This is a genomic window from Burkholderia sp. RF4-BP95, from assembly GCF_001521985.1.
In the GTDB taxonomy this organism is placed as follows: Bacteria; Pseudomonadota; Gammaproteobacteria; order Burkholderiales; family Burkholderiaceae; genus Burkholderia; species Burkholderia diffusa.
In genome coordinates this window covers 1-22,908 of the sequence record NZ_LOSX01000055.1, presented here as the reverse complement: position 1 = coordinate 22,908, position 22,908 = coordinate 1, and the positions used below count along the sequence as shown (strand labels likewise).

The 22,908-nt window shown below is 56.0% G+C and carries 19 protein-coding genes, 2 pseudogenes and 1 riboswitch; of the genes and pseudogenes, 11 read left to right on the top strand and 10 right to left on the bottom strand.

Features of this window, described 5'->3' with window-relative positions:
* Positions 1-5 precede the first annotated feature (5 nt).
* Positions 6-383 carry a DUF3592 domain-containing protein gene (locus WS46_RS19575; protein WP_059533333.1) on the bottom strand — a complete coding sequence of 126 codons (378 nt, stop codon included), beginning with the start codon at positions 381-383 and terminating at the stop codon, positions 6-8.
* 157 nt (positions 384-540) lie between these two features.
* On the opposite strand from WS46_RS19575, the gene WS46_RS35525 reads away from it, so the two are divergent.
* The 3 genes from WS46_RS35525 to WS46_RS19560 all read left to right on the top strand — a co-directional run bounded on the left by WS46_RS35525 (position 541) and on the right by WS46_RS19560 (position 2,615).
* Positions 541-801 (top strand): hypothetical protein, encoded by a 261-nt coding sequence (locus WS46_RS35525; protein WP_156437152.1) that lies wholly within the window; start codon positions 541-543, stop codon positions 799-801.
* Between the two features lie 325 nt (positions 802-1,126).
* Positions 1,127-2,047 carry a hypothetical protein gene (locus WS46_RS19565; RefSeq protein ID WP_059533337.1) on the top strand — a complete coding sequence of 307 codons (921 nt, stop codon included), beginning with the start codon at positions 1,127-1,129 and terminating at the stop codon, positions 2,045-2,047.
* A 238-nt stretch (positions 2,048-2,285) separates the two neighbouring features.
* Positions 2,286-2,615, top strand: a complete 330-nt coding sequence (locus WS46_RS19560) for an H-NS family nucleoid-associated regulatory protein (protein ID WP_059533339.1) — start codon at positions 2,286-2,288, stop codon at positions 2,613-2,615.
* 194 nt (positions 2,616-2,809) lie between these two features.
* Here the strand turns inward: WS46_RS19560 and WS46_RS19555 are convergent, their stop codons facing one another.
* Together WS46_RS19555 and WS46_RS19550 are read right to left on the bottom strand one after the other, a co-directional pair.
* Positions 2,810-3,256: a transposase gene (locus WS46_RS19555; RefSeq protein ID WP_156437154.1), complete on the bottom strand. Its 447-nt coding sequence runs from the start codon at positions 3,254-3,256 to the stop codon at positions 2,810-2,812.
* A gap of 66 nt (positions 3,257-3,322) precedes the next feature.
* Positions 3,323-3,793 (bottom strand): helix-turn-helix domain-containing protein, encoded by a 471-nt coding sequence (locus tag WS46_RS19550; protein WP_059533341.1) that lies wholly within the window; start codon positions 3,791-3,793, stop codon positions 3,323-3,325.
* A gap of 184 nt (positions 3,794-3,977) precedes the next feature.
* Here WS46_RS19550 and WS46_RS34255 point away from each other — a divergent pair, with 184 nt between their 5' ends.
* From WS46_RS34255 to WS46_RS34240, 6 genes are all read left to right on the top strand, one after another.
* A complete protein-coding gene (locus WS46_RS34255) occupies positions 3,978-5,285 on the top strand; it encodes a UDP-N-acetylglucosamine 1-carboxyvinyltransferase (protein WP_082721925.1) in 1,308 nt (435 codons plus the stop codon).
* Positions 5,286-5,331: 46 nt separating this feature from the next.
* Positions 5,332-5,949, top strand: coding sequence for an HAD family hydrolase (locus WS46_RS36515; protein ID WP_257127668.1), 618 nt, complete (start codon positions 5,332-5,334; stop codon positions 5,947-5,949).
* Positions 5,927-7,669, top strand: a complete 1,743-nt coding sequence (locus WS46_RS34245) for a carbamoyltransferase C-terminal domain-containing protein (RefSeq protein ID WP_082721926.1) — start codon at positions 5,927-5,929, stop codon at positions 7,667-7,669. Before WS46_RS36515 ends, WS46_RS34245 begins: the two co-directional genes overlap by 23 nt.
* Complete coding sequence (murB, locus tag WS46_RS19540; protein WP_059533343.1) at positions 7,644-8,510, top strand: UDP-N-acetylmuramate dehydrogenase; 867 nt, start codon at positions 7,644-7,646, stop codon at positions 8,508-8,510. Before WS46_RS34245 ends, murB begins: the two co-directional genes overlap by 26 nt.
* Positions 8,511-8,542: 32 nt before the next feature.
* On the top strand, positions 8,543-9,256 hold the full coding sequence (locus tag WS46_RS19535) for an NUDIX hydrolase (protein WP_059691476.1): 714 nt from the start codon (positions 8,543-8,545) through the stop codon (positions 9,254-9,256).
* Positions 9,257-9,318: 62 nt separating this feature from the next.
* On the top strand, positions 9,319-9,621 hold the full coding sequence (locus WS46_RS34240) for a hypothetical protein (RefSeq protein WP_257127669.1): 303 nt from the start codon (positions 9,319-9,321) through the stop codon (positions 9,619-9,621).
* Between the two features lie 280 nt (positions 9,622-9,901).
* Here WS46_RS34240 and WS46_RS19530 read toward each other — a convergent pair whose 3' ends face one another.
* From WS46_RS19530 to WS46_RS36240, 4 genes and pseudogenes are all read right to left on the bottom strand, one after another.
* The gene (locus tag WS46_RS19530) at positions 9,902-10,282 is read right to left on the bottom strand and encodes a hypothetical protein (protein WP_059533346.1); all 381 of its coding nucleotides are present in this window, start codon (positions 10,280-10,282) and stop codon (positions 9,902-9,904) included.
* 203 nt (positions 10,283-10,485) lie between these two features.
* Positions 10,486-15,900, bottom strand: coding sequence for a membrane-targeted effector domain-containing toxin (locus tag WS46_RS19525; protein WP_156443158.1), 5,415 nt, complete (start codon positions 15,898-15,900; stop codon positions 10,486-10,488).
* 1,794 nt (positions 15,901-17,694) lie between these two features.
* Positions 17,695-18,522 (bottom strand): DUF4158 domain-containing protein, encoded by an 828-nt coding sequence (locus tag WS46_RS19520; protein WP_059691474.1) that lies wholly within the window; start codon positions 18,520-18,522, stop codon positions 17,695-17,697.
* A gap of 3 nt (positions 18,523-18,525) precedes the next feature.
* Positions 18,526-19,091 (bottom strand): annotated as a pseudogene (locus tag WS46_RS36240) (recombinase family protein).
* A 172-nt stretch (positions 19,092-19,263) separates the two neighbouring features.
* On the opposite strand from WS46_RS36240, the gene aac(6') reads away from it, so the two are divergent.
* The gene (gene aac(6') / locus WS46_RS19505) at positions 19,264-19,728 is read left to right on the top strand and encodes an aminoglycoside 6'-N-acetyltransferase (protein ID WP_059533354.1); all 465 of its coding nucleotides are present in this window, start codon (positions 19,264-19,266) and stop codon (positions 19,726-19,728) included.
* A gap of 375 nt (positions 19,729-20,103) precedes the next feature.
* Positions 20,104-20,424: a hypothetical protein gene (locus tag WS46_RS35520; RefSeq protein WP_059533356.1), complete on the top strand. Its 321-nt coding sequence runs from the start codon at positions 20,104-20,106 to the stop codon at positions 20,422-20,424.
* Here WS46_RS35520 and WS46_RS34235 read toward each other — a convergent pair.
* The 3 genes and pseudogenes from WS46_RS34235 to WS46_RS36925 form a co-directional block, all read right to left on the bottom strand.
* Positions 20,382-20,468, bottom strand: a pseudogene (locus WS46_RS34235) (transposase domain-containing protein); the annotation flags it as partial. The gene WS46_RS35520 and the pseudogene WS46_RS34235 sit on opposite strands and share 43 nt — an antisense overlap.
* A 346-nt stretch (positions 20,469-20,814) precedes the next feature.
* Positions 20,815-21,237 carry a type II toxin-antitoxin system VapC family toxin gene (locus WS46_RS19495; protein ID WP_059533358.1) on the bottom strand — a complete coding sequence of 141 codons (423 nt, stop codon included), beginning with the start codon at positions 21,235-21,237 and terminating at the stop codon, positions 20,815-20,817.
* A gap of 530 nt (positions 21,238-21,767) precedes the next feature.
* A complete protein-coding gene (locus tag WS46_RS36925; protein WP_373558367.1) occupies positions 21,768-21,938 on the bottom strand; it encodes a baseplate J/gp47 family protein in 171 nt (56 codons plus the stop codon).
* A gap of 820 nt (positions 21,939-22,758) precedes the next feature.
* A riboswitch (Fluoride riboswitch) is annotated at positions 22,759-22,826 on the top strand.
* The last annotated feature ends 82 nt before the right edge of the window (positions 22,827-22,908 follow it).

The following is a 22,908-nucleotide window of genomic DNA, read 5'->3' as shown; positions in this document are numbered from 1 at the left end:
TGCTGTTATTTTTTGGACGGGAGATTCATCAACGCGAAGAGAATGAATCCGATGCCGAATATGGCTGCCATCAGCGTCCAGTTCCACACGGCGCCAATCCTATCGATCGTGGCAGTCCGCGCCGGCGCCTCTGGCTGATACAGCACCGTGACCTTATCGCCGACCTTGGTGCCGTAGATCATCCCGCCCTGCGGGTACGATACGCGTTCACCTGTTTTCGTCACGAATTCGATCTGGGGGTGGCTCCCGCCGGCATTGAGGCTGACCACCTCACCGGGAACCGCGATCGCCGTCTGCAGGAAACCTCGGGTAGACCATCCGATGATCGCCGCGATGATGAGAAAAGCGACGCCAATCGCTATGCCTACAGTAGCCTTGAACATGTGCCCTCTCGATCTCTCTCATTTGCAAGCCGAATCACGCAGGCCTGCTCGAGAAGGATTTTAGCGTACTGCCCTCCGTCGAACGCCTGCTTACGACTCCAGCTAGCGCCCCGCAAGTTGTCACCGGGGTGCAGAGGCCGAGACGAGGGCTACCCCTATGGCCTTCCTGGCAGCCCTCTGGGTCACGGGAGGATCGGTTTTGCCCATCACCAAGCGAGCAAAAGCGCTGGGCACGCTCTCGAGATTTGCCAACATCGTAGCAGAGCGCTTCGCGCCGTCGATCTCGCTTGACGATTGTTCATCGTCGCCCACCAGGGTCGTTCAGTTGTCGCGGCGACGCGCGCGCGGTATTTCGCCGCCCGTGAATTTGATCCGGCAGTCGCTGCGCAGTAACAGCAGCATCAGCAGCTGGGGCTGATTCGCCATCGGACAGGCCGTCTCCGCGGCAGTCTCGAGGCCGAAGAATTCGGCCCACGATGCGTCGGTGAAGGCGACGAGCGCCGCGATCGCCGCCGTCCCACTCTCCAGCACTCGCCAACCGCAATTGCATTCGCCCGAACATGCCTAAACTCTAGGCGTGTAGCAAAATAGGTCTTTCACTCACTGTTCCCTTCATCAGGTCGGATGTCATCACACCGGTTAACTACTGTACTCATGCGATCGAGGATCTGAAGGAAACCGCACGAAACGCCCGCATAGGCGGCCTGACCATCACGGCCGCGCGCATCGAAACGGTGATTCAGATGCTGTCGACGGCACCGAAGTTTCTGCTGCCAAACTGCGCCGAACTGATCGACACTGAGAATGTTCGAGAAACGCACCTCGAACTGTTGCGGCTACCCTACCCGGTGACGGTGTTCGAGGCACCATGGCACAAGGAGAACGCCATTCCAGCTGCGACCGTGGCCGGTGTGAAAGAAAGCCTGTCTACACGCCGGATTGCGCTGTGTTGGGAGATGACCGAAGATCACACACCCGTTCGGGGACTCAGGGAAATACCTCTCTTCCGTGAGCACTATTCGGAAGGTGGTGTTTTCGTCTATCCCATCTACTACTCCGACGACCTGAAAACGTGGAATCCAGGCGCTGGCGGGACATTCGTGCCAAGGGATTTCCGGATACCCGAGGGACACACGCCTACGCGGATGACCCAGATGATGCATGACGTAAAGGAAAGCACGGGGCGACTTCATCGCAACGCGGTGGAGCATTTCGCGGAGCATTTTGTTCTACTTCAGGAAATGTTCGACGTCGTTGTGGCGCAAAGTCATGGCGATGTTGATGCCGCGTTCGCCCGCTTGACCTATGACGCTAACGACGAAGTGCATATGGCAATTCAGGCCTGCGCGGTATTGAATTGCGCAAACGTCGGAACAGTGGACGTGCACCCGAAGCCTGCAATGAACGCGCGACGGCTGGCCACGCGGCGGCCGCCTTTCTTCACGTACAAGGTTTTGCAGGTCGCGGCGGGCAAGCCGCAAGGCGGCGTAAAAGGATCGGGCTCACATGCCGCACCGCGTACGCACCTGAGGCGCGGTCATATACGACGACTGGAGGATCGGGTGACCTGGGTACGCCCAGCCGTCGTGAACGCTGGCAGTGAGCGCGGCGTCGTGGCGAAGGACTATCGCCTTCGCAGCCCCGAATCTGGCGAGCCGGAATAACCGGCGTCCGATCGGAATCGTAAGTGCGCCGCGATCTGATGTCGCGCAAGGCCAGCTCGGTCTACTCGCATCCGCCATGCTCGTCGAGGCCGATGAACACGGGACAACGTTCGCGATGCCTTTCCCTTTCGTATACTGGGGCGGCCGTCCGAGCAACAAACCGATCGACATCCGAGACGGCGAATTGAATTATCTCGCCGCAGCGTATTGATTTACCTCCACACATTTACCGAAACTCATGGAACCTCTAACCCTGCAGTCCCTGCAATGCGAATTGCGCAAACTCGACGCTCAATTGGCTGAAGCCAGGACCGCGGAGAAAAAGGCCGCACTGACCACATTCAAGGAACAGGCCGCCCAGTACGTGATCACCCAGCAGGAAGTGCTGTCGGCGTTGGGTTACATTGAAGCGAAACCGAAGCGCACGCCGGCGAAGTACTACGATCCGTCGTCTGGCCGCAGTTGGTCCGGTCTTGGCCCGCGGCCGAAATGGCTGGTCGGAAAAGACCTCAACGATTATGCGGTCGATCGCGTCCCGCAGCCGTGGTGGCCAGGCGACGACGCGTAATACCGGCAGAGACTGGAAACGATGAGCGCCGTGTAGATCATTGATTTGCAAAGTGAAAATTCTGCGCGCACCAAGCAAATTTCTGAAAAACGCCCAAGGTCAGACTTTACTTCGCAAAACGCACCAACTTTACTTCGGCCGACGATGTACGGCACGTGTGAGATCCGAGCACACCTGGTTTTTTTACGAAAAGATCAATTTTTGAAAGTCGCCGTATATGCCGCGATGGTTTCCTTGGTGCAGGTGACGAAGCGTCGCCATCGAAACTTCAGTTGCCGCCACACGATCTCGATCTTGTTGAGTTCGGGACTGTAGGCGGGCAGATAGAACAGGACAGCTTTGTGATCAATCAGCCAGCGGTCCCGCGTTGCCTCGTCGATACTGTGATGGATGCTCGCGTTATCGAGCACGATCACGGTCGGACTACGATCGTGCGCCGCGAGCAGATAGTCAATGAAGCGCACGACGTTGGGACCTTTGATGCTGCGGGCATGGGCAGCATGGATCATGCGTGTTCGTGCCGTAGTCCAGGGCACCAAGAACACTACGTCGGCAGTGCGTGTTAGGTTCGATCTCGTGAGGCAAACCCCGTGGTGACCAGCTACGCTGAACCGGCGGCGATCCACAAGAACCGGCCTCATCGAGGTAGCGCAGGCGAATGGCGCCTTCGCGGGCGGCCTGCTGCAGCTTCCCGAGTGTGGCCTGTTTCACGGCGAATGCCTCCGGGTCACGCTTTTTTTGAGCGACAGGCGATTGCGCTTGAACGTAAAGCCCTCTCGCTTGAGAGCCACACTCAACGTATCGAGATGCTCGAACGGCAACGGGCCGAATTCCGCCTCGAGGCGCCTGGTGATTTGCTCGCGCGTCAGCGGCTCGGCCGAGGCCATGCGTACGACTGCGGCGATCATCTCGTCGCTCAACGCGCGAGGCCGTCCGCCTTTATGGCCGATCTTGATCAGCAGCCCGATCACGCCCTGCTCGCGCCACGTGTGTGCCCAGTTGTAGACCGACTGGCCGCTCACGCCAAGCTTCGCGGCCACCGTCATCGGACTCAACTTGCCACCCGCGAGCATCAGCAGAGCGGCCGCCCACGTGCGCATATCCTGGTAGGGATGGTTGATCGACAACTGCTGCAAGGTCTGCTCCTCAGCTTCAGCCAGTACAACGACGCACTTCATTCAGCGCTCCAGCGAGTGATTTCGCCGAAGTTAACAAACTTCAATCCCGGCTACCGGCAACTCTTACCTCCTGCTTCGCACGGAGACCACTCAAACGTCCGAGGCCTCACGAGCTGACTGAAGAAGTGGTCGAAGCAGCCACATTCATTATTCTAAAAATTTACCAGTTTATAAAGGAATACTAATGGAAATATGGGCAAAAAGAGGAAGAGAGTATCATCACACCACCATTTCCGGGCAAGGCTCCAAGAACGCGGCTCTTCCACTACTCATCGCATCGATTTTCACTGCTCGAAAATCGACGCTGACGAACGTGCCAATCGATCTGGAGGACGTCCGGGCCGTGATTCGCTCTATCGAGTGGCTCGGTGCGAAAGTGCAATCGGACGGTCGTGTGCTAAGTATCGACGCTTCGATTCTCGAGCGGAGCGACCTGCCGCCGCGTCTAAGCAGTGCATCACGATATTCCCTACTCTTCTTGGGTGGTCTAGTTGGTCGAAACGGAAGCGGCAAAATCGGGCCGCCGGGAGGATGTCAATTCGGCAAGGACCGAGGTTTCGACTTTCACCAACTCGTTCTCGAGCAGTTCGGCTGTGAACTCCGACAAGAAGGCAAGTGGCTGATCGGACGCATAGCTCAGCAAAAGGCAAGCGAAGTGGCGCTTCCGTTTCCTTCCGTGGGAGCAACTCTACAAGCGCTCATATTTCTCACGGCGTCGAACAGAAGTGGCGTTGTACATAATGCAGCGATAGAGCCGGAAATTATCGACGTGGTCGATTTCCTTAACAAGTCCGGATGTGACATCCGTCTTCAAGAAAATCGCTCATTCTCAGTGCACGGATATCCGTCCGAGGGGGTCAGGCACGTAGTGCCAGTAGACCGGATTCATATCGCGACCGTGATGGCTTACTCGGCGATTTCGAACACGTCATCGACAATCCGATGGGAGTCGCCAATCGACCTGCAGTGCCTGACCAACACGTTTTCAGCTCTTGGCATTTCAATACTGTTCGACGACGACGAGCTCAGCATTTCAGTTAACCCCAACACGCCATGTACCCGTTTTGATGTTATAGCAGATGTTTATCCAGGCTTTCCGACGGACGCTCTTCCTTTGGTTGTTGCTGCGACCATCAGGTCGGGCCGCAAAGTGAGGTTTTACGACAAGGTATTCAGAGGCAGAAACAACTATCTTGAAGAGTTCACCAAGCTTGGGGCGAAGGTGACAATCGTTTCAGACCGAGAATTTATTGTCGACGGTGTGGCGACACTGACACCAAGCGATGTGAGCACGAACGACATTCGAGGGAGTACTAGTCTACTACTAGCCGCCATACAGACCGAAAATCTTTCAAGAATCAAAAATGCCCGCCAAATTACTCGTGGCTATGAACGATTGCCGATCGAATTGAGTGACAAAGGCTTCAATGTTCATGTTAAGAACTTCGGGGAAAATCCGGTGCATCGACGCGCCCATCTCCTTTCGACTTGATGCTGCAGTCGAGCAACCTCCTTCGATACTTCGCGGAGTAAGCATTTTGTCAAAGATTCTCGTGTTTGACATTGGAGGCGTAGTCATTTTTCACGACAACGCCAGCCTGCTGAAGCGTCTCGCTTCACGCATGCCACGGCCACCTGATGAGGGCGAACTACTAGCGGTAATCAGACAGAGCGGTATCGGCACCGGCACTTCAACGCTGCTCGACCTTCAGGTCTCGCTGACCCGCGATTTTTCGTGGAAGGGGACGTATGCAGAATTTCTGTCTGATTGGTCTAGTCATTTTTCACCGAATACCTTGATGTTTGAGACCATCCGCTCCGTCGGCGCGACGCACCCCGTTGTTCTCTGCTCAAACACGAATCATGAGCATTGGGCGACTCTGTGCAATCGATATGAAATTCAATCGATTTGTCAAAACTCAGTCCTCTCGTTCGAAGTTGGCGTGGAAAAACCTGACAAGCGGATCTTTGAATATGTGCGGAATATCTACTCAAACGTCCGCGTTGATGACTTTACATTGATCGACGACAACGCTGAGAATGTGCAATCCGCAAAGGAGTTCGGATTTTCCTCGCACCACTATACCGACCACGGAAAATTCTTATCTGATTTGAAAACCTGGGGTCTTTGTAATGAATGTTCTCGGAATTCATGATGGACACACCTCGTCGGCAGCACTGATTCTCGACGGAAAACTCTTCGGCGTAGTGCAGGAAGAACGATATACACGAACGAAGAACCAAGGGGGGTTTCCGGAATATGCGATCGCAGAGTTGCTCGATCTAGCTGGACTGAACTGGTCCAATATCGACGCTACCGCGTTCAGCACACAGACTTTCCGGAACGATGCGATGCATGACCGGAATGAAGTAATGGCAGTATTCAAGGAACTCTTTAGCGGCACTCATTACGCACAGGTCCTCAAAACACCCGACGACAAGATTGATGCGTCGAACGCGAACATGAAGGCGGCGGAGCGGTCGGAGCGACTCCGTACGAAAGGCTATGCGGGGCCAATCGAGTTCATCGATCACCATACATGTCATGCCTCCGCCGCGTACTTCGGCCGTGGTCGGTTCAACCACGAGCGCTGCGCAGTATTGACCTGCGACGGACAAGGAGACGGCGCATCAGGCGCCGTATTCGTCGGCGAAGGACGTACGTTGACGGAGACGTGCCGCATACCTCGCGACGATTCGATTGCGCAGCTCTACAGTTACCTCACTTATCTGCTTGGATTCGTTCCACTTGAGCACGAGTACAAGCTCATGGGACTAGCGCCATACGCGGCCGGTAGCAAGGGCGCCAAAGAGATTAGTCAATTCTTCTCGTCGATGTTTGCTCAGCCTTCTGCCGGCGAGTATGCATGGCGACGAGTGGAGGGGGTACCACCGAGCGAACTCCAGCCCAAGTTCCTCGACGAAAATCTGAAGCGGCGCCGCTTCGATGAATTGGCTGCCGGCTTGCAGATATTCTTTGAAGAATTCGTGACTGAATGGGTGCTGAATGTTACGAGAGCGCTCGGAACCGATTCGCTCGCGGTAGCGGGCGGTGCATTTATGAATGTAAAGCTGAACCAACGCCTAAGCCAACACCCATCGATCGCAGATTTCTACGTCGTTCCATCGTGTGGCGACGAGAGCAACAGCCTTGGAGCAGCATGGGCGCTCTCTTCAAAGATCGGTGTATCTCCCCAAGGTGGGCTACGTGATATCTACTGCGGCCGGCGCTATGCTCCCGACGCATACGAGCGTGCACTCGAGGCACTGACGGATGCCGACGTGACCATAGCTCGACCAGAGGATATTGAAGCCGCAGTGGCAGAACAGCTGGCGGCAGGAAATATCGTGGCTCGCTTTGCGGCAGGTGCCGAGTTCGGCGCGAGGGCGCTTGGCAATCGGTCGATTCTTAGTCGTCCAGATTCGATCGAAAACCTCCAGGAAATCAACTCAGCCATCAAATCACGCGACTTCTGGATGCCCTTCGCTCCATCAGTACTCGACATCGGTGTTAATCAATTGTTGGCTACCAAAGCAGCGCCTCGCTCGCCACATATGATGATCTCCTTTGATACAACCGCTGAGGGCGCGAAGTCGCTTGCCGCTGCAATCCATCCAAAAGACAAGACGGCTCGCGCGCAGATCCTGCGGCGAGACGATAACGAGACCTACTACCGTCTGGTCGAGCGATTCCACGCGCTGACAGGCATTCCGGCCGTGCTGAACACATCGTTCAACATTCACGGCGAGCCGATTGTAGAAACGCCAGAAGATGCCGTTTCGGTTTTCGTCCGATCTGGGCTCCGGACGCTTGCACTGGGGCCCTACTTGCTGACCAAACGCGATCGTCATGGACAACCCAAAAATCCGGCGTAACGTCAATCTTGAGTACGCCAACTCCTATCGGCTTGCCTCGGTCTGCGAAGAACTGCTGCTGCCGCGCTGCGCAGACGACGTAGTTGAAATGCTCGAGCGCGGCGGCCCAGCGTCATTTCCGATTCTCGGCCGTGGATGCAACGTGATTCTGTCTCGAGGACGCTACTCGCGCATGATGAAATTCGGTCGTCAGTTCGGCACTATCACCCGGCTTGACGACCATGTTGTATATGCCGACGCCGGCGCTAGCCTTCGCAGGGTTGGCTTGGCATGTGAGCGCTTCGGACTTGCAGGATTCGAGTTTCTGGGAAACATTCCCGGATCGGTCGGTGGTGGCATAGTGATGAACGCGGGCGCATTTGGAGACGACATTTCTAGCGTCGCCCAGTCGGTCCGAGTTTATTCGATTCAAACCCGACAGGTAATCGAACTTGATCAGTCGGAGTGCGGATGGAGATACCGATCGTCGCGCTTCCAGAACGGCTTGTACGTGGTGCTCGGCGCGTACTTCCGACTGCGTGATGGCGACCCGTGGGAACTACGTATTCGGCGACTGTCGAATCTTGCACTCCGACGAGAGCGTTTTCCCGGTTCAGAACCGAATGCAGGGAGCGTGTTCAAACGACCGTCGCGGGGTCTGAAGATCGGTGAAATGATCGAGTCGCTCGGGTACAAGGGTTTCGCCATTGGCACTGCACAAATCTCGCCCAAGCACGCTGGGTTCATTGTTGTTCGACGTCCCGGACGAGCATACGACATTTGCCAGCTGATCGATTTCATGCAGAGCGAGATGCAGAAACACTTCAATGTCGAGGCGGAAGTAGAGCAGCGAATCCTGTAGCGGCGGAACGAACTTCTTTGTCGAGGGAAGCAATGGGCATTTTTCACAAGTACTCGTCTGTGTCGGCGAGACTAGATCCTCAAGTTCACTGGAATTTCGAGACTACACGTTCGTCCGACATTTCCAGGATCTGGACTTTCCTGAAGGAAAACCAACCAAAAATTTTCAATGGCCCAGTGCTGATGTCCTACGACGCCACTGGTGACGATCAATTGTTGCAGGTGGACCTACTTCGAACTACTTATGCAGCATTCATGGCATGGAGAGAACTCGACCATCCTGACAGAAGCGCAAAGCTATGCTTTCCAATCGCTGCAATCAGGACATCTGATGGTTTTTATGTACTTGGTACAATGGCGTCGCACACATCGAACGCTGGCTTGACCTACTTCCCGTCCGGGACCTTGAATGATGACGACGTCATGCCGGACGGAACCGTTGCTTTGGAACGTTCCCTGGCCCGCGAGGTGGAAGAAGAAACCGGCTTGACTCGCACGGACTACGAGTTGGTCAACGGGTGGACGCGAATCGAGAACGATGTGCGGTGCGCTTTTTTCAAAGAGGCTCGATTGAAGTGGTCCAGATCCGAAGTTTCGGAAAGAATCACATCGTTCCTCGAATGTCAGACTGACCCGGAACTGTCAACCATCTCGTTTATCAAGGATCCGGCCGACGCCGTGGGGCTCAACTTGCCAGCCGTACAACGCGAGTATTTTGCAAAGATTCTCGTTGCGCAAGAACTTTGACGGCGAGCCACTCGTGGACAGCAACACTCGCAAAAATTTCCACCATGCACGCGGATACGATAGTGAATCACCGTCAGAGCGAACGGCAGGCGTTTTCGTGTGATCCGAAAGAAATGCAGGCCATCCGGTCTGGTGCGCGCTGGGTCATCGAACATACCACCTACTTCGACGGCGATCGCCAAATCTGGCGGGAAGCGGATATCGAAATTTGTTCCGGAGAAATTGTCGGCGTGCGCGCACCCGGCACATCGCGCGCTTCAATCCGACGCAATGCGCGCGGTCATGGAAAAGTGAAAACCGTGCGATCCCACGCTCGAAACCGAAGCGCGTCCAGACGAGGAACGCCCAGCGGTGATCATCCATGAACCTTCACGACGATGGACTCGAATGCGTCGAGAGCCGCAATATAGTCGGAGAGTCGGATCGGGTCGTTACCGTTGTCCTCGTCATACGCTTTTTTGCCGCAAGCAATTTCTGCATTTGTTTTCCGATCTTTCAGTGAGAGAAGTACATCACCATCGAGAAGACGAAGACACGAACAACGACAACGGACCAAAACAATTGCCATCCCGGACTTGAGCGATTTATCGCCTCTGCAAGGTGACTTTTTCTTTTGTATTTTCGACGAACCATGTGTTTTCCGATTCAATCCGAGGTCCCTTTCCGGGAAGCATGCACACAGCAGGCGAACAATTGGAAACTGACCGCAAGCACTGCGGATAGGGCCGTTAGTGCCGCAGCGCTCCCGTCGCCTTTGGTCAACCAAGCAAGAGCCGTGACCACCCCCAGACCTAGCAACATAGACACGCCTTCCTGGAACATTCTGACGACCCATCGAGCAATATTGTCAAAGTCGTTCCTTGCGTGATGGGCGTGACTTGACCTCGATTGACCGAGTGTGAACAGGCCGATGAGAATCCAGACCAAACCAAGCGTCAATGGTCCGCTGCCTTGCGCCACCTGGACGATGTCGATGATCCCGGTGCCGATCTCGCTGTTCTCTGTTCGAACGATTTGAAGCGCCATCTTCGACAGGAATTTGGAGGGAGTTGCAGTCCACCGGATCAGGGGAATTTTCTCGTCCCCGCCTAGAATGTTGTCTACACCAGCGTGTCGTGCCTGCAGAAAAACTTGAATGATGTCTGATAAATGATCGACCAGATGGGGATGCGCTTGCCTGTTCGTCGGTCCAAATATCCAGTGTTGCGTCGAGCTGTTCGCTGATGAACTTATAGATCTTCTGGGGTCGACTGGGCGGACGGGCGTATCCAGACATAGTCAGCCCGCAGGCTTGTTTTACCATATCGAATATCCCAGAGTTCTCTTCCAGCATCCGGAAGAAACGTTGATCGCAAGAGCGTGTCGTCTGGCTCGACGCGCACGCCAATGCCGTTGGTCAGCTCAGCAATCCCTGGTATACCTGAAAAGGTGTTTGTATGTGAATTCCCGACAAGTGCTATCCATTTCGTATTGCCTAGAGCCGCTTGATGTTGGGATATTGTTGAGCTTGCGTAGTAGTTCATCATTTGGCCGCGTGCATTCGGGTAATCGCCCAATAGGTCGCTTACCTTGTAGCTCGCTGTACAGTCAAGTGCTATCACGTTGATGCGATCCCTGCGTGCTCGTTCGATTAGGGTGTGGTATGTATAGGGGCCGTCAGGATCGATACCAACTCCGGCGGACATGTCATCAAGGTAAGCGCGAAGCTTCGGAGACATTATTGCATCCGACGCTCGAAGATAGGCATCAATGTCAGCCTGGTGGACGTCGCTGAGAAGCTGTTCAAGATATAGTGTCTTAACGCCCGCTGACCTTAGGCTTGACATGTTCTCGATCAACAACTTCTTGCTTTCAATTTGCGTGCGTGATTCCCCGAACACGATCCCCTCTTTTTTGCTAAATAACGCATTTAGAATACTTGAGTCAGATTGAATCGGATCGATAGCTAGCGGTAAGGGGTTTGTCAATGCAGTGTCATCGTTGGGCAGCTGTTCAAAAAATTGGACCGCCTCTTCCCGCAGAGCTTCGCGTTGTCGGAAAAATGCCTGCAGCAGGTCTTTTTCTTGCCTACTCGCGCTGAGATCGGCGTACCTTTGATCCAATCCGCGATATTCCATCACCTTCTCGGCCATAGCGTCTCGCCAGCCAGCTCGATCTGGTATTTCATATAGATCGAGTTGCACCTGCCCAAGAGTCGCCTGCGCGTTTTCCCACAGACGAGTGTTGTCCGAGCGGAGGACCGCAGGGTGGCGGGTATCAGGGCGAAGCCAAACGTAATCGTAGTGAAAGTCAATATTGCGGTGTAGGTTACGACCGGGCGAGATGCTCGACTGTGCCAGCCGAGAGCCTTCCTTCACTCGAATGCCGAAGCTGTCCGTGAGTTCCGCCAAACCCGGAATCCCGTGTTTCATGTTGATGTGTGAGGCTCCGGTAAGCGCGATCCACTTACCTCCACCTTTTGCCCAGCGATGCTGGACAATCGTCGCCGCGCCAAAATAGTTCATCATCTTTAGGCGCGTACGAAAGAACTGGTAGTCGAAAAATGGAAAGAATGAACCAAAATAGCTTGCAATGCAGTCGAGCGGACGGATTTCGATGTTGTTGGCGTGTGCGAGGCGAATCAACTCTCGTTTTGTGTATCGCCCGTTTGGATCGAGACCCTCTCCGCTGGAAAGAATATCGGCCCATTGCTCGATGTGCTCTGGCATCGACGCACCCGGTGTTGAAGAATAGCTCTCCAGTTCTGCCCCTGAGAAATCAGCGAAAAATCCCTCAAGGTACAAGGTTACTACACCTAGACGCTTGAACTCTTCAATATTTTCGATGAGTGCCCTCACGGTAGCAATTTTGTCGTGCTCTTCCCCAAAAACAATACCATCCTTGTTTTTGAACAGCGTCTCGAGGACTTGATAATCCGTCGCACTTTCCGAAAGCAAGGGTTCGGCAGTTCGGACTGTTTGCCGGTGGTGTTTAAAGAATGTCGCGGCATCAGTATTGAGTCGCCGTGCGAGCACGATCGCTTCGTGAAATCTAGGGTCAGCGTCTGCACGGCGAAGGCCACCGCGTAAACGCCAGGTACGCGAGGGCCAATGTTCAAACATTGCCATAAAGGTCTCGAATTCGTTTGGGACGCTGTAAACCTCCAGCGGAATTTTCGCGAGCCTCCAATCGCTGCCGGGGAGCAGCCGAAAGGCTCCAGCGGTGTAGGTCATTGTCGGTGCGTTGTCTGACCAGACACCGTACAGTTGTTGTTTTCCGTGATAGTGGAATTGCTTCAGTGCAACGTACCCTCCGTCGATCTTCACATAGACTTGGTTTCTAACGTCCCAACGTAGTCCGATGCTGTCCGGAGAAGAAAGCTGCCGAGCGTCAATACCGGCCGGACTGATTTCCCGCATTCGCTCGAGCAGATCAGTCGAGAGGTGCCGGGACGTCGGCGGCTCAAATATCCAACGTGAGTCCTCCCATTCAATCGACAGTCCCGGCTTGTCGAGCGCATGCAGGTCGTAGATTTCGTAGCTGCTTCCGTGTCCCTCGATGAAGTTTTCCCTAGCCGGAACGAGTAGGCCATTCATCTCGACAACGGAATAGGCCGATTCAACTGACGACGATTTCGCGGAGCTGCGGACTTCATAGAGATTACCGCTCCCATAGAAGGCAGGATTATTGTTAGGGACTTGCTTGTAGGTGTTGCTGCTTGAGATGGGAGTCGACAGCCGTCGCAATGTATCTTGTTGGGCCATTGAATATACTGCTTCTCCATTTCGATGCGTCGAATGTCGAACGCCCGAAAGAGGCTCGAAATAGTCAGATGGTGGTGCACTCGCGGGTTCCGCAGGGGCATTGCCTCGTGGACCTGTCCTGGCTGCACCGCGCGAGTCGCCGGTTCTTCTCGCCCCGTTAAATGAAAGCTTGCTCCCTTTACCTCCGAGCCCGAATTGAAAGAGAATGTCGAGCCGTTCAGCGATCGTTTCAAAGCGGAACCTGCCGGCATCAAAGCGCAGCCCAATCTTTCGACCATTTTCCGCGGTGATGAAGTAGCGGTTCGCTGCGCCGCCCCATTTCGATATCTTCAGATGGTGTCCCTCAATTTTTAGGTACCTACTTCCATCGGCTGCCGAACGTAGGCCCAACTGATCGGGCAACGTTAGCTGGGCGTCCGTCACTTCCGGCGCATACATGTCAGGCGTCACGCGCCTGCGCAATTGATCGGAGGCACGCGGGGAGGTATCGGCGTTCGCAATCCATCGCCCCTGGCTCCATTCAATTGTGTGAGCATTTGACAGCCTACCGAGGTTCTCCCGGACGGCGGCGTGGAATGCATCGCTATCGAAACCTATGACACCGTCGAAGATTTTGGCGATCCCTGCCTGAACGGCCATGAACGCGACGTTCCCGGTATCCGCTAGCGCGCCGGCCATCCCTGCCACGCGTTCTTCCGGGGTATCACCGTTGATGGCTGCGTCCATGTGCAACCCAAGACTCACAAATGGCGTTACGGGATTCGGCAGTATTGTATTGAAGGCATCCGAATAGAGAATTGCGCGGTCGCGGTCCACTTCAGAATCAGACTTGACAGCGATATCGAGATCGCTGAAAGATCGGGCCTTCTGTCGTTCTGCCATTGCGCGGAAAACGCCTCTTTCGGTGATGATTGTTTTTCGGCTGAATATGTTTCGGAGATAGCTGCCTCGTCGGTCCTCCGCAAACGTTGACAGCCAGGTGTCGACGCCGCTATAGGTTGCACCGTCCTGACGGTCAAACAATGAAAAATGTTGCGCTATGTCGTCGCGGCGATCTGGAATGCGGCAGCCATCTAGGACCCATTGCCGCATTTCATGCTCGTTGGCGAATGAGAAAAGCGCACGACGACTGCGCGGCAAGTAGAGCACTACGTGCTTGCTAAGCGCGTCTTCGAATACGAGCATATCGGTTGCTGCATACCCGTTGATATCGAAGTAGTAGACATCGACGCGCGGTTTGTTATCGAAGTACCGTACGCCACGCAACACGTAGCTTATGTCAATTGAAGACATGTTGTTCGCAGGTGTGGCGAGGTTACTCACGAGGACTACGGCGTTTTGGATTTCTTGAAGATCAATCATGCGCCACACCTGTTGAAGTTGGTGTCGCGCAACTTCATAGAAGTCGATTTCGCGAACGATTTTCATCAATTGCGATGGTCGAATTCGAACCTCGTTCTTACCATCGAAGCGCTCTGCCTCCGTGGACTTAACCGAGTAAATTCCGGAAAGCTGGTCGACGACCCACGGGTGCTCGACGGCACTTGCAGGAAAGTTCGTGAGCAGACTAGTTGTTAGAGCACGCTCCTCTGCCGGTTTGCCAATATGCGCCCATCCCGTTATGGTTCCCGGGTCACTCTGGGCGGAATCAAAACGCATGAAATAGACCCGATCTGGATCAACGTCGACATCAGTACGGGCTTTGATCTCGGCCTTCAACTTGGAACGTGCTATATCGCGAATATTCGGAAAGACTTCGCTCCATATCTGGAAAAAGCGTCTCAGTATGAGACTGGCATCATGCGGATCCATCGTGGAATTGGCATGTTCGGATCCACGGGTCTTACCATCCTCCGTCGATACGCCGGTTGAACTCTCATGACGCTCGTGTAACGGGAATTCGGGGTTAGGGGCCCAGGGCGCGATTTCGGGGGGCGTCAAGTCAGTCGACGTCGCTGGCGTAAGCTCAGGGAGCACTGTTTTCGGTTGCGCTGACAAGTAGGCGTGGGGCGGCGATGTTGCGTCGTGATCGAACGCCCAGCGCGAACCGTTCCACTTGATGGAATGGCACTCACCAAGAAGATCATTGCGATCGAAGATTTCATACAAAGTAGCATTGCTTTTGGCCAACCTTTTTCTGGCCGGTATGAGCATCCCTAGCATTTCGACTACTTCGTACTGTTCTAACGGGTCGCTATTACTTGGATTCATCACCCGGAATCGAGGGCCGGCTTTGGTGTCGACATGCTCAGGCCGGCCATATATGACATTTTGCCGCGGCGGTTCTGCGATCAACTCGAGAATTCTTACTTCGTCTCGATTATGAATCGGAGTATCGTTCTCGATGAGTGGGTGCCATGTTCTTGATAGAGGGTTGATGTACACCGGGCAGTGATCGTCGCTGTTTCCCATAACAGCTGTCCCATAGATTTCTGGATAGCTGAGAAAGCAATCGCTTCCAAGGCATACACGGCGAATTTGCCTCGGAACGCCGAGGATGGTAACGAATGGAGATTCGTCCCGGATTTGCACGTCGAATAAGCTGTCGTAGTGCCCGCTCCATCCCTTCATGAAGCGCGCTTTCCCCGTTTCGCTGTCAAGAGTCACCACATCAGACGGGGCGCCGGGGACCGTGGCCGAAAAACTATCGTCGCCGCTATAGCGCAGAGGGTACCAGAAGCCATCTTCACCCAATAGCTCAAGCTGCACTGCGCGATGTATCCCGGTATCCATATCGCGCAGCACGATAGAGGATGCTGTCGCTGGAGGAGTCGGTGTCGGATCAGTCGAGTTGGGTGTTGGTTGGAACAGTGCAGACTGAATGGTCTGCCACGCCTCGTCGACGTTCAAAGACGTTCCGAATGGTGGCAAACTCGCAGAATCTCGGAGTTCGTTGTCCATCCTCATTCGTTCAGTTCCACTTGTACTGTAGTAGTCGTGGAGGATACTCGCAATTGAAGGAGGCAGGCCTACGATATCGACGGACGGTCTTCCGGAGTGACGAGGCGGGAGGCATTTGAGCAGGATGAGGCCAACCACTAGGCCGCGGTGATTCAGTATTTCGTCAAGAAACTCACCGCGCTGATACGCGCAGGACTCGAGCGTCCCGACTAGCTCGCCGTTCTCGCGTAGCAGGTACATTGCCGAGTGAGCGCGAGCAACTTGTAACCTTGAGATGATGTGCTCGTCAAGGAGCCATTCGAGTATTTCGCCTTTGCTCGCGGAGTCAGCTTCGGCACTTGATGGTAGCGGGTTCGATTCGGCAGTCTGATCAATTTGAACGTTCGAATAGATTTCGGAGTTCAGTTGGTTCTGTAGCCGTTGCCTCCAGAAGCGCTCACGCGGATTTCGTTCTTCTTCGAGATTCCTCGCATGAGAGGCGGGGAAGATCAGTGGATCAAACGCGTTAATCCAGTCCCATGTCCGTCGATACCACGTCTGCCCCGATTCAACTCCAAGGTCGTGCTCTAGCTGACCTGCGCACACTAAACGTAAGGGGCCTTGATATCGATCGCTTGCTTCGGTCGCTTGCGGAACGGAAGCTGGAGGCAAGTCTCGTGGAACGTGAGCCCATGTCCTACGTGATGGCGAGATAGAGCAATATAGCGTCATCGCTTCGCCTGCAGATCTGTCCGCACCTCCGAGCCGCGGGCTCTGTATATGTGTGCCAGCGTCGCATTGATTCTTAGTCGATGCTTCGCCGTTGGGGTGCCGCGCACCGCGGGTGGTCGTATTGTCCGCAAGTCTCTCCGAGTGGGCTGCGTTCGAAATCGACAGCAATCCCAGCAGTATGAGATGTGCTTGGGCGTGGGCAACAGGGTTGCTTGGTGTGCGTGCAATGGCATTCGTTCGTGCCTGACTGACATCGTCCCCAACATACCTTTGAGTGTTGTTGTAGTGCTTGCCTGAGGATCTGCGGTGTTGACTAACGGATGAGGGCATGGCTCTCCTTTGTGGTTAGGGCATAGCTCCAGAGGATGTCGACCGGCTTGGATCCAATTCACGAGGCTGAGTCCGATGAGAAGCGCTTGCGGGACATCGTATGCCGGTCACGCGGGCGCCGACGTGTCTATTACCTTCGGTCGCAGGAAATTCCTCCGTGTGAATTCGTCGGCATCGGCATTGATCGACCGTAATGGTAGACTGCGCTCCGCTCGGACGATGGGTGGCCGCTTCAACGTGAGTCGGTTGTGTCTCAATTGCAGATTAAAGCAGCGCCGTAGGGAAATCTGAATACCCGCTTCCTTACCTCGCCGAGTATGGTCGACTTGCTGGCTACAAGGGGCCGTGCGGTGCGGGTGAGGCCGGAGTCTTGCAGGACGACGCCGGGATGACGCTATCGACAATGCGATTCGGAGAGTGCTTTGGGGTTGGAAAAAACCTCGATGGCGAAGGAAATTTCGACGCACGACCGGACCTCGCAGAGCCATATTGAGGGAGATGTGTTGATTCTCGCACGATGACTGAGGAAGTTTTACGTGAAGCGAGCGCGATGATCGGTTTTTGAACGTACAAAACATTCGATGAAGTCAATGGACGTGATGGTGCGGACTGTCTATAAGACTTAAAAAATGTCTTGCGAATAAACCGCACGACCATTGATTGAGGTCGGACGGAATTCGTGGAGGCCAACGGGTTAAGCGGCGATCTGATTCAGATAGAAGCGCTGTGCGAACGCGGCAGGCGATTGGTAATTCAGATGCGCCTGTCGGTCTCGCACTCCTCGATCTGATAGACGGCGGTCTGGCCGCCTTCGCGGGCAAGCCGCAGAAACCGGTTCTGGTGGATACTGTGACCGGCGTCAGGCTGCAGGCCAAGCTCGCGGATCGCCTTCAGCCGCTCGATATGCGCGATCATGGCCTTGGCGCTGGGGCCCTCAGGCGATTGCCTCAGCCACGCCAATTTGCTCACAGGGCGCTCGCCGTAAGGCGGCAAAAGCGCGTCGAGAGCCGCACGTTGCTCATCAGTCAATGGCTCGGTGAGCAGCCCGTACACTTCACGCTCGGCCTTGGTCGCCACTGCCACGCAAAGCTTCTCGAGCGCAGCGATGGGCGGCAGCAACACGCGTTGACGTCGCAGTTCATTCACCGCGGCGCACGCGAGCACGATACCCTGAATCGTCTGCATGGCGACGGGCAGCAGAAACTCGGACAGCCCGCGATAGTGTCGGCGCGTAAACTGGACAAGCCCTGAACGGGCAAGGAGTTCCTGCAGATACTCACGCCGGGTTTCGTCACGCTGGACATACAGATCCCTCACGGCTGGCGAAACCCGCAATTGAGTTGCGATAATACCGAGCACAGGCGCGTGCGGCTTCTCGCTCGGACCCAGCACCCGACCGGGATGCCGCAAATGGATCATGAGAACAGCCAGGCCGAGCCGGTTGTGATCGCTGCGATGTTGCCTCACAAAGGCGAAATCTTCCTTCGATAGCGTGGCAAGCGGGATCAGCTCGCTTTCGTCCTCGGGAAAGGCGAACAGCTCGAAGCGTTGAGCGGACGTAAGGAGTTCCCGACGAGGCATGTGTCACCTCGGCGAGCGCAGGTACTGGGACAATGTTTCCCGGCTTATCCCGTAGTCACGCGCGATCTGTGCCTTGCGTTCGCCGGCTTCGACGCGACGCCGCACATCCGCGACCTGTGCGTGGACAACGTTGGTTTGCGGCCGCGATACGCGCCGCGCTGACGCGCGAGCGCAATGCCTTCGCGTTGGCGCTCCCGCATCAACGCGCGCTCGAACTCTGCAAACGCTCCCATCACTGACAACAACATCAGGTTCGCCATGGGTGAGTCTTCCCCCGTGAACGCCAAGCATTCCTTTGTAAATTCGATGCGTACATCGAGCTGCGTGAGCGATTGGACGATGTGCCGCAGATCATCGAGGTTTCGCTCGAGCCGGTCCATGCTGTGAACCACCACCGTGTCGCCGGCTCGCACAAAACTCAGCAGCGCATCGAGCTGTGGCCGTCACGTGTCCTTGCCCGACGCCTTGTCGGTAAAGATGCGACACAGTTCGACGCCGTCAAGCTGACGCTCGGCGCTCTGCTCGAACGAACTGACCCGCACATAGCCGACTCGTTGACCGCTCTTCACGACGGGACAATCCAGTGAAAATGTCAGCCCTGAAATCGATGGCGTTCGGCATGACGTGTCAAACAATTCAGAAGATAGCCCTATCCTGATGTTTCTGATAGAGTTTCCTGACATCAGGATAGGGTATGCTCCAATCTGACAAACCGTCGCTAAATCGATTACCCATTCAAGCATGCCTTCTGTCTCATTTACGGTTCGGGCTGTTTTACCCCATGACATTGGTGCGTGGTGTTCGCTGCGACGCTTGCTCTGGCAACACGTGAGCGACGACGAGCACATTCTCGAAACCCAGCGGCTGCTGGCCGACCAGCATCGCTATGCGACATTCATTGCCTTTTCTTCCGATAGTGCGCCGATTGGTTTCGCCGAAGCCGCAGTGCATCACGACTACGTCAACGGTTGCAAGACATCACCTGTGCTCTTTCTCGAAGGCATCTACGTCATGCCAAATGTGCGCCGGGTAGGCATTGCGAAAGCATTGTGTGCCGCCATCGGTCAATGGGGCTCCGCACATGACTGCACCGAATTCGCATCCGATACACAGGTAGACAATGTCCGCGCTCAGGCATTGCACTGCGCTCTCGGCTTCGAGGAAACCGAGCGTGTCGTCTTCTTCCGAAAGCGCCTCACATGCTGATTCGGCGACGTATGGAGTGAATAGCAAGCGGAGCCAGAAGCTAATCGGCAGGCTCCTAAGTCGAAGGAATCTTCCGGGTTACGCAGAGACGCTCGAAACCCTTGGCCTGAAGGCTTAGCGTACGTAAAAATCCGTTTCTTGAGGGCACCCCGTTTAGTGGGCCCGAGCTTTCCTGATCGTAACGCCCGAAAAAGATCCAACTTTACTTCCCATTTGAACGTAAGAGTGGCGCTGCCACCGTCTTGCTTTAGCATGGCGGCTTTCCAATCGAGATCGCCGAGATGCCAGTGGAGCCACGCCTTATCGCGAACCTGGTTATTGCCATAGTGGGTTCCGTTCGTAGCCTGGATCAACAGCGACGATTCCGCCCCCGACATGGCCTTGACACTGGCGCAAGCCAGCGAGAACGCAAACGCCTTTCTGGTTCCCTCATCCGGCAATGATCCCGATGCTGCTGACAAGCGTTGGTTGCAGAAGCACTGGCAGGTAATCTTCGAACGCACGCTTGAGGACCGGTATGTCGACGAGCGTCTATGGCCGCAAGGCCGTACGCTCAAGCTGTTCAAGGAGTGGCGCGAGATTCGCATGCACTCGATTGTCCTAGATTGCGCCGACGCGCCAATCTTGTACGAGGACCAAGCCAGATCCTGTGCCAGCCGCCAGGGCAGTAGGTCATCAATCTGGTTGATCGAGTAATCGGCGATGCGCGCCAGCACATGACGCAGATACGCTTCGGGATCGTGATTTCGGCTCCTGTTGACAGGGCCGACGTACCCAGAACACGTCGGCCTGCTGGTCGCATTCGTTGCGCGTCACAGGCTCCGGTTAGGTTTGCGTGCCGGCCGGCACGAAGATGAGCGCTTTCAGCCGCGCACGATCGGCCCGGTACGGGGTGTCGAGCGCCGACACGCCTATCTCAAGGGTGACGTCCCCAATAACCTAGGGCGCCGAGCGCGGCACCGACTGCGAGGCCGCATTCGTAGCGGTTCGGTTTGAGCGTCGTCGCTTTCGTGAGCGCTCACGAATGTCGTGTTCGACGCGCGCGGTCAGTTTCAAGGTGGGCATGGGGTCTCGTAACGGGATCGGTCAATTTGTGCTAGCGGTCGCCGGCACGACCACGGTCAATCCCGGCAGGTCCGCGAAATCCACCACGTTCAGCGTCATCAGGGCGTAGCCGTGCTCAATCGCCGGCGCCGCGATCCACAGATCGTTATAGCGAGGGCCCGGCGAGCGGCCTGCCTGCTTGACAGCAGCCGCCAGCACGCCGAGCGCGGCCGCGGTGTGGCGCGTGATGTCGAGCACGGGGCGCCGCTCGAGCTGACGCAGATGGGCAGCCCGCCGCGCACGCTCGGTGGCGTCTGCGCATGATTGCACGCCAAACGCCAGTTCGCCCAACGGGATCGTCGAGATGAACACTGGTGCATCGCCGGCGGTGTCGATCACGGGGCGTGATTTGACGGTACCACCGGCGAGTCCGACCCACACGCAGCTGTCAATGATCATGCCCACGGATCACGCACTCCATCGTCGAAGCCAGCGCGGCTGTCGTGCAGCCAGCGGGCCGCATTCGGCACCGAGGCTCAGCGGCAGGCCCTCGAGCGCCTGCGTGGCATTCATGACGGGTTCGGCGGGCACCAGGCGCGCGATTACGGTCCGATTGCGTTCGACCACCACGGTTTCGCCTCGCTGGGTGACCTGATCCAGGATCTGGCGCGTGTGGCGAGCCAGTTAGGTAGCGGTGATGGTCGGCATAGTGGCCTCTGGGAATAATGAATACGTGTTATACGCACTTTACGTATCGAGAAACCGGTGAATTCCGGCCCTGCGGGGTCCGGGCCCAGCAAAAAGCAATGCCTACAAGGACTTGAGCGCGTTCCGCACGCGATTCGCTTCGGCAATTGCTTCTTTGCGATCCACCGCCACATACCTCGGCGGTGACCGGCCGGCGCGTTTCGATATGCACGTCGACCACCGCACACGCCGCGCCATCCGCAATCGGTTTGGGGTCGTCGTGCCGCCCCCACTGCGCCGAGCCCCAATTAATTCGGGGCGCACCGCGCGCGTGTCACACTCGGCACCTCCAGCCCCCACGTCACATAGTCGTCGGCGTTGCCACCATCGGGCACCGGGAGATACTCGCGCATCATGCACTGGCGCAGCCACGCGATCGACTCTTGGTCGGTGCCGCCTGCCAGGCCCAGCGCGCGCACCGGCACTGCAGCCGTGGTCTCACGCAACGTCACGTTCGCGGTGACCAGATAGTACCGGCTGTCCTACGCACGGAGCAGTGTGCCCGCATCAATCACGCTGTCGACGCGCCGCTCGCCTGCACCCCATGCAGGTACGCAATCCGCCTGACAGCCTTGACTGACAAGGGCTTGACAACATCCTGGCGGCCAACCATCGCTATTCGCCGCCCGCTCGGCCGTCACATCACCCGTCGGGTACCGATACCGCATCGCTGCGCGGCGTCTCGACGTTGGGCGTCGTCAACCGTCTCCCAGTCGCCCAAGCACCACACGTCCTGCCCATCCTGCCGTCGATCGACTGGTGCATCCCAAATTTGTGCGACGCACGGCGCCTTTGCAGCGGTTAATTTTAATCATGGTTTTATTATGAAATATCGGCCACCCAACATCGGGCCCATCCTAAGCTGAGTCACCGCCAGCCTAAATTGCAATAAGAAATATCCGGTTCCAATGCACAAGCAAGGCCGGATCTTCGCCGCTTAAAATCAGTCGATTCTGATTGTGCTTCATCAGTTTCCGGCTTATGGCGACACGCCCCATGCGCCATCATGGTTCTGTGGGCGGTTGCTTTCCCCGTTCGCAGCTTATCCTGCATGGCGCTCCCCGTCCGGGACATCGGGAGGCGCGACCTTCCCGCCGACCACGCGCCCTCGCCTCACGCATCTCGGTGCGGCGCGATCCGTGGAACGCATCCACGGAGGACCACATCCATTGTGGATCTGCTCTTGTCACCCGCGACCCTGCGTCGCGCGATCAGCGCCGTCGATGACCGCGAGGACGCCGTATCGGCGGCGATGGCATGCCTCCGTGAACCGCCGATTCGTTCGGCTGATGATGCCCTGCGTGTTCCTGGGGATGGAATGGTAGGCCGTTGCCCTTCCTTGCCCAGGCCAATCAACCCAGAAAAATCCGGGTACTCATGCACCACTCC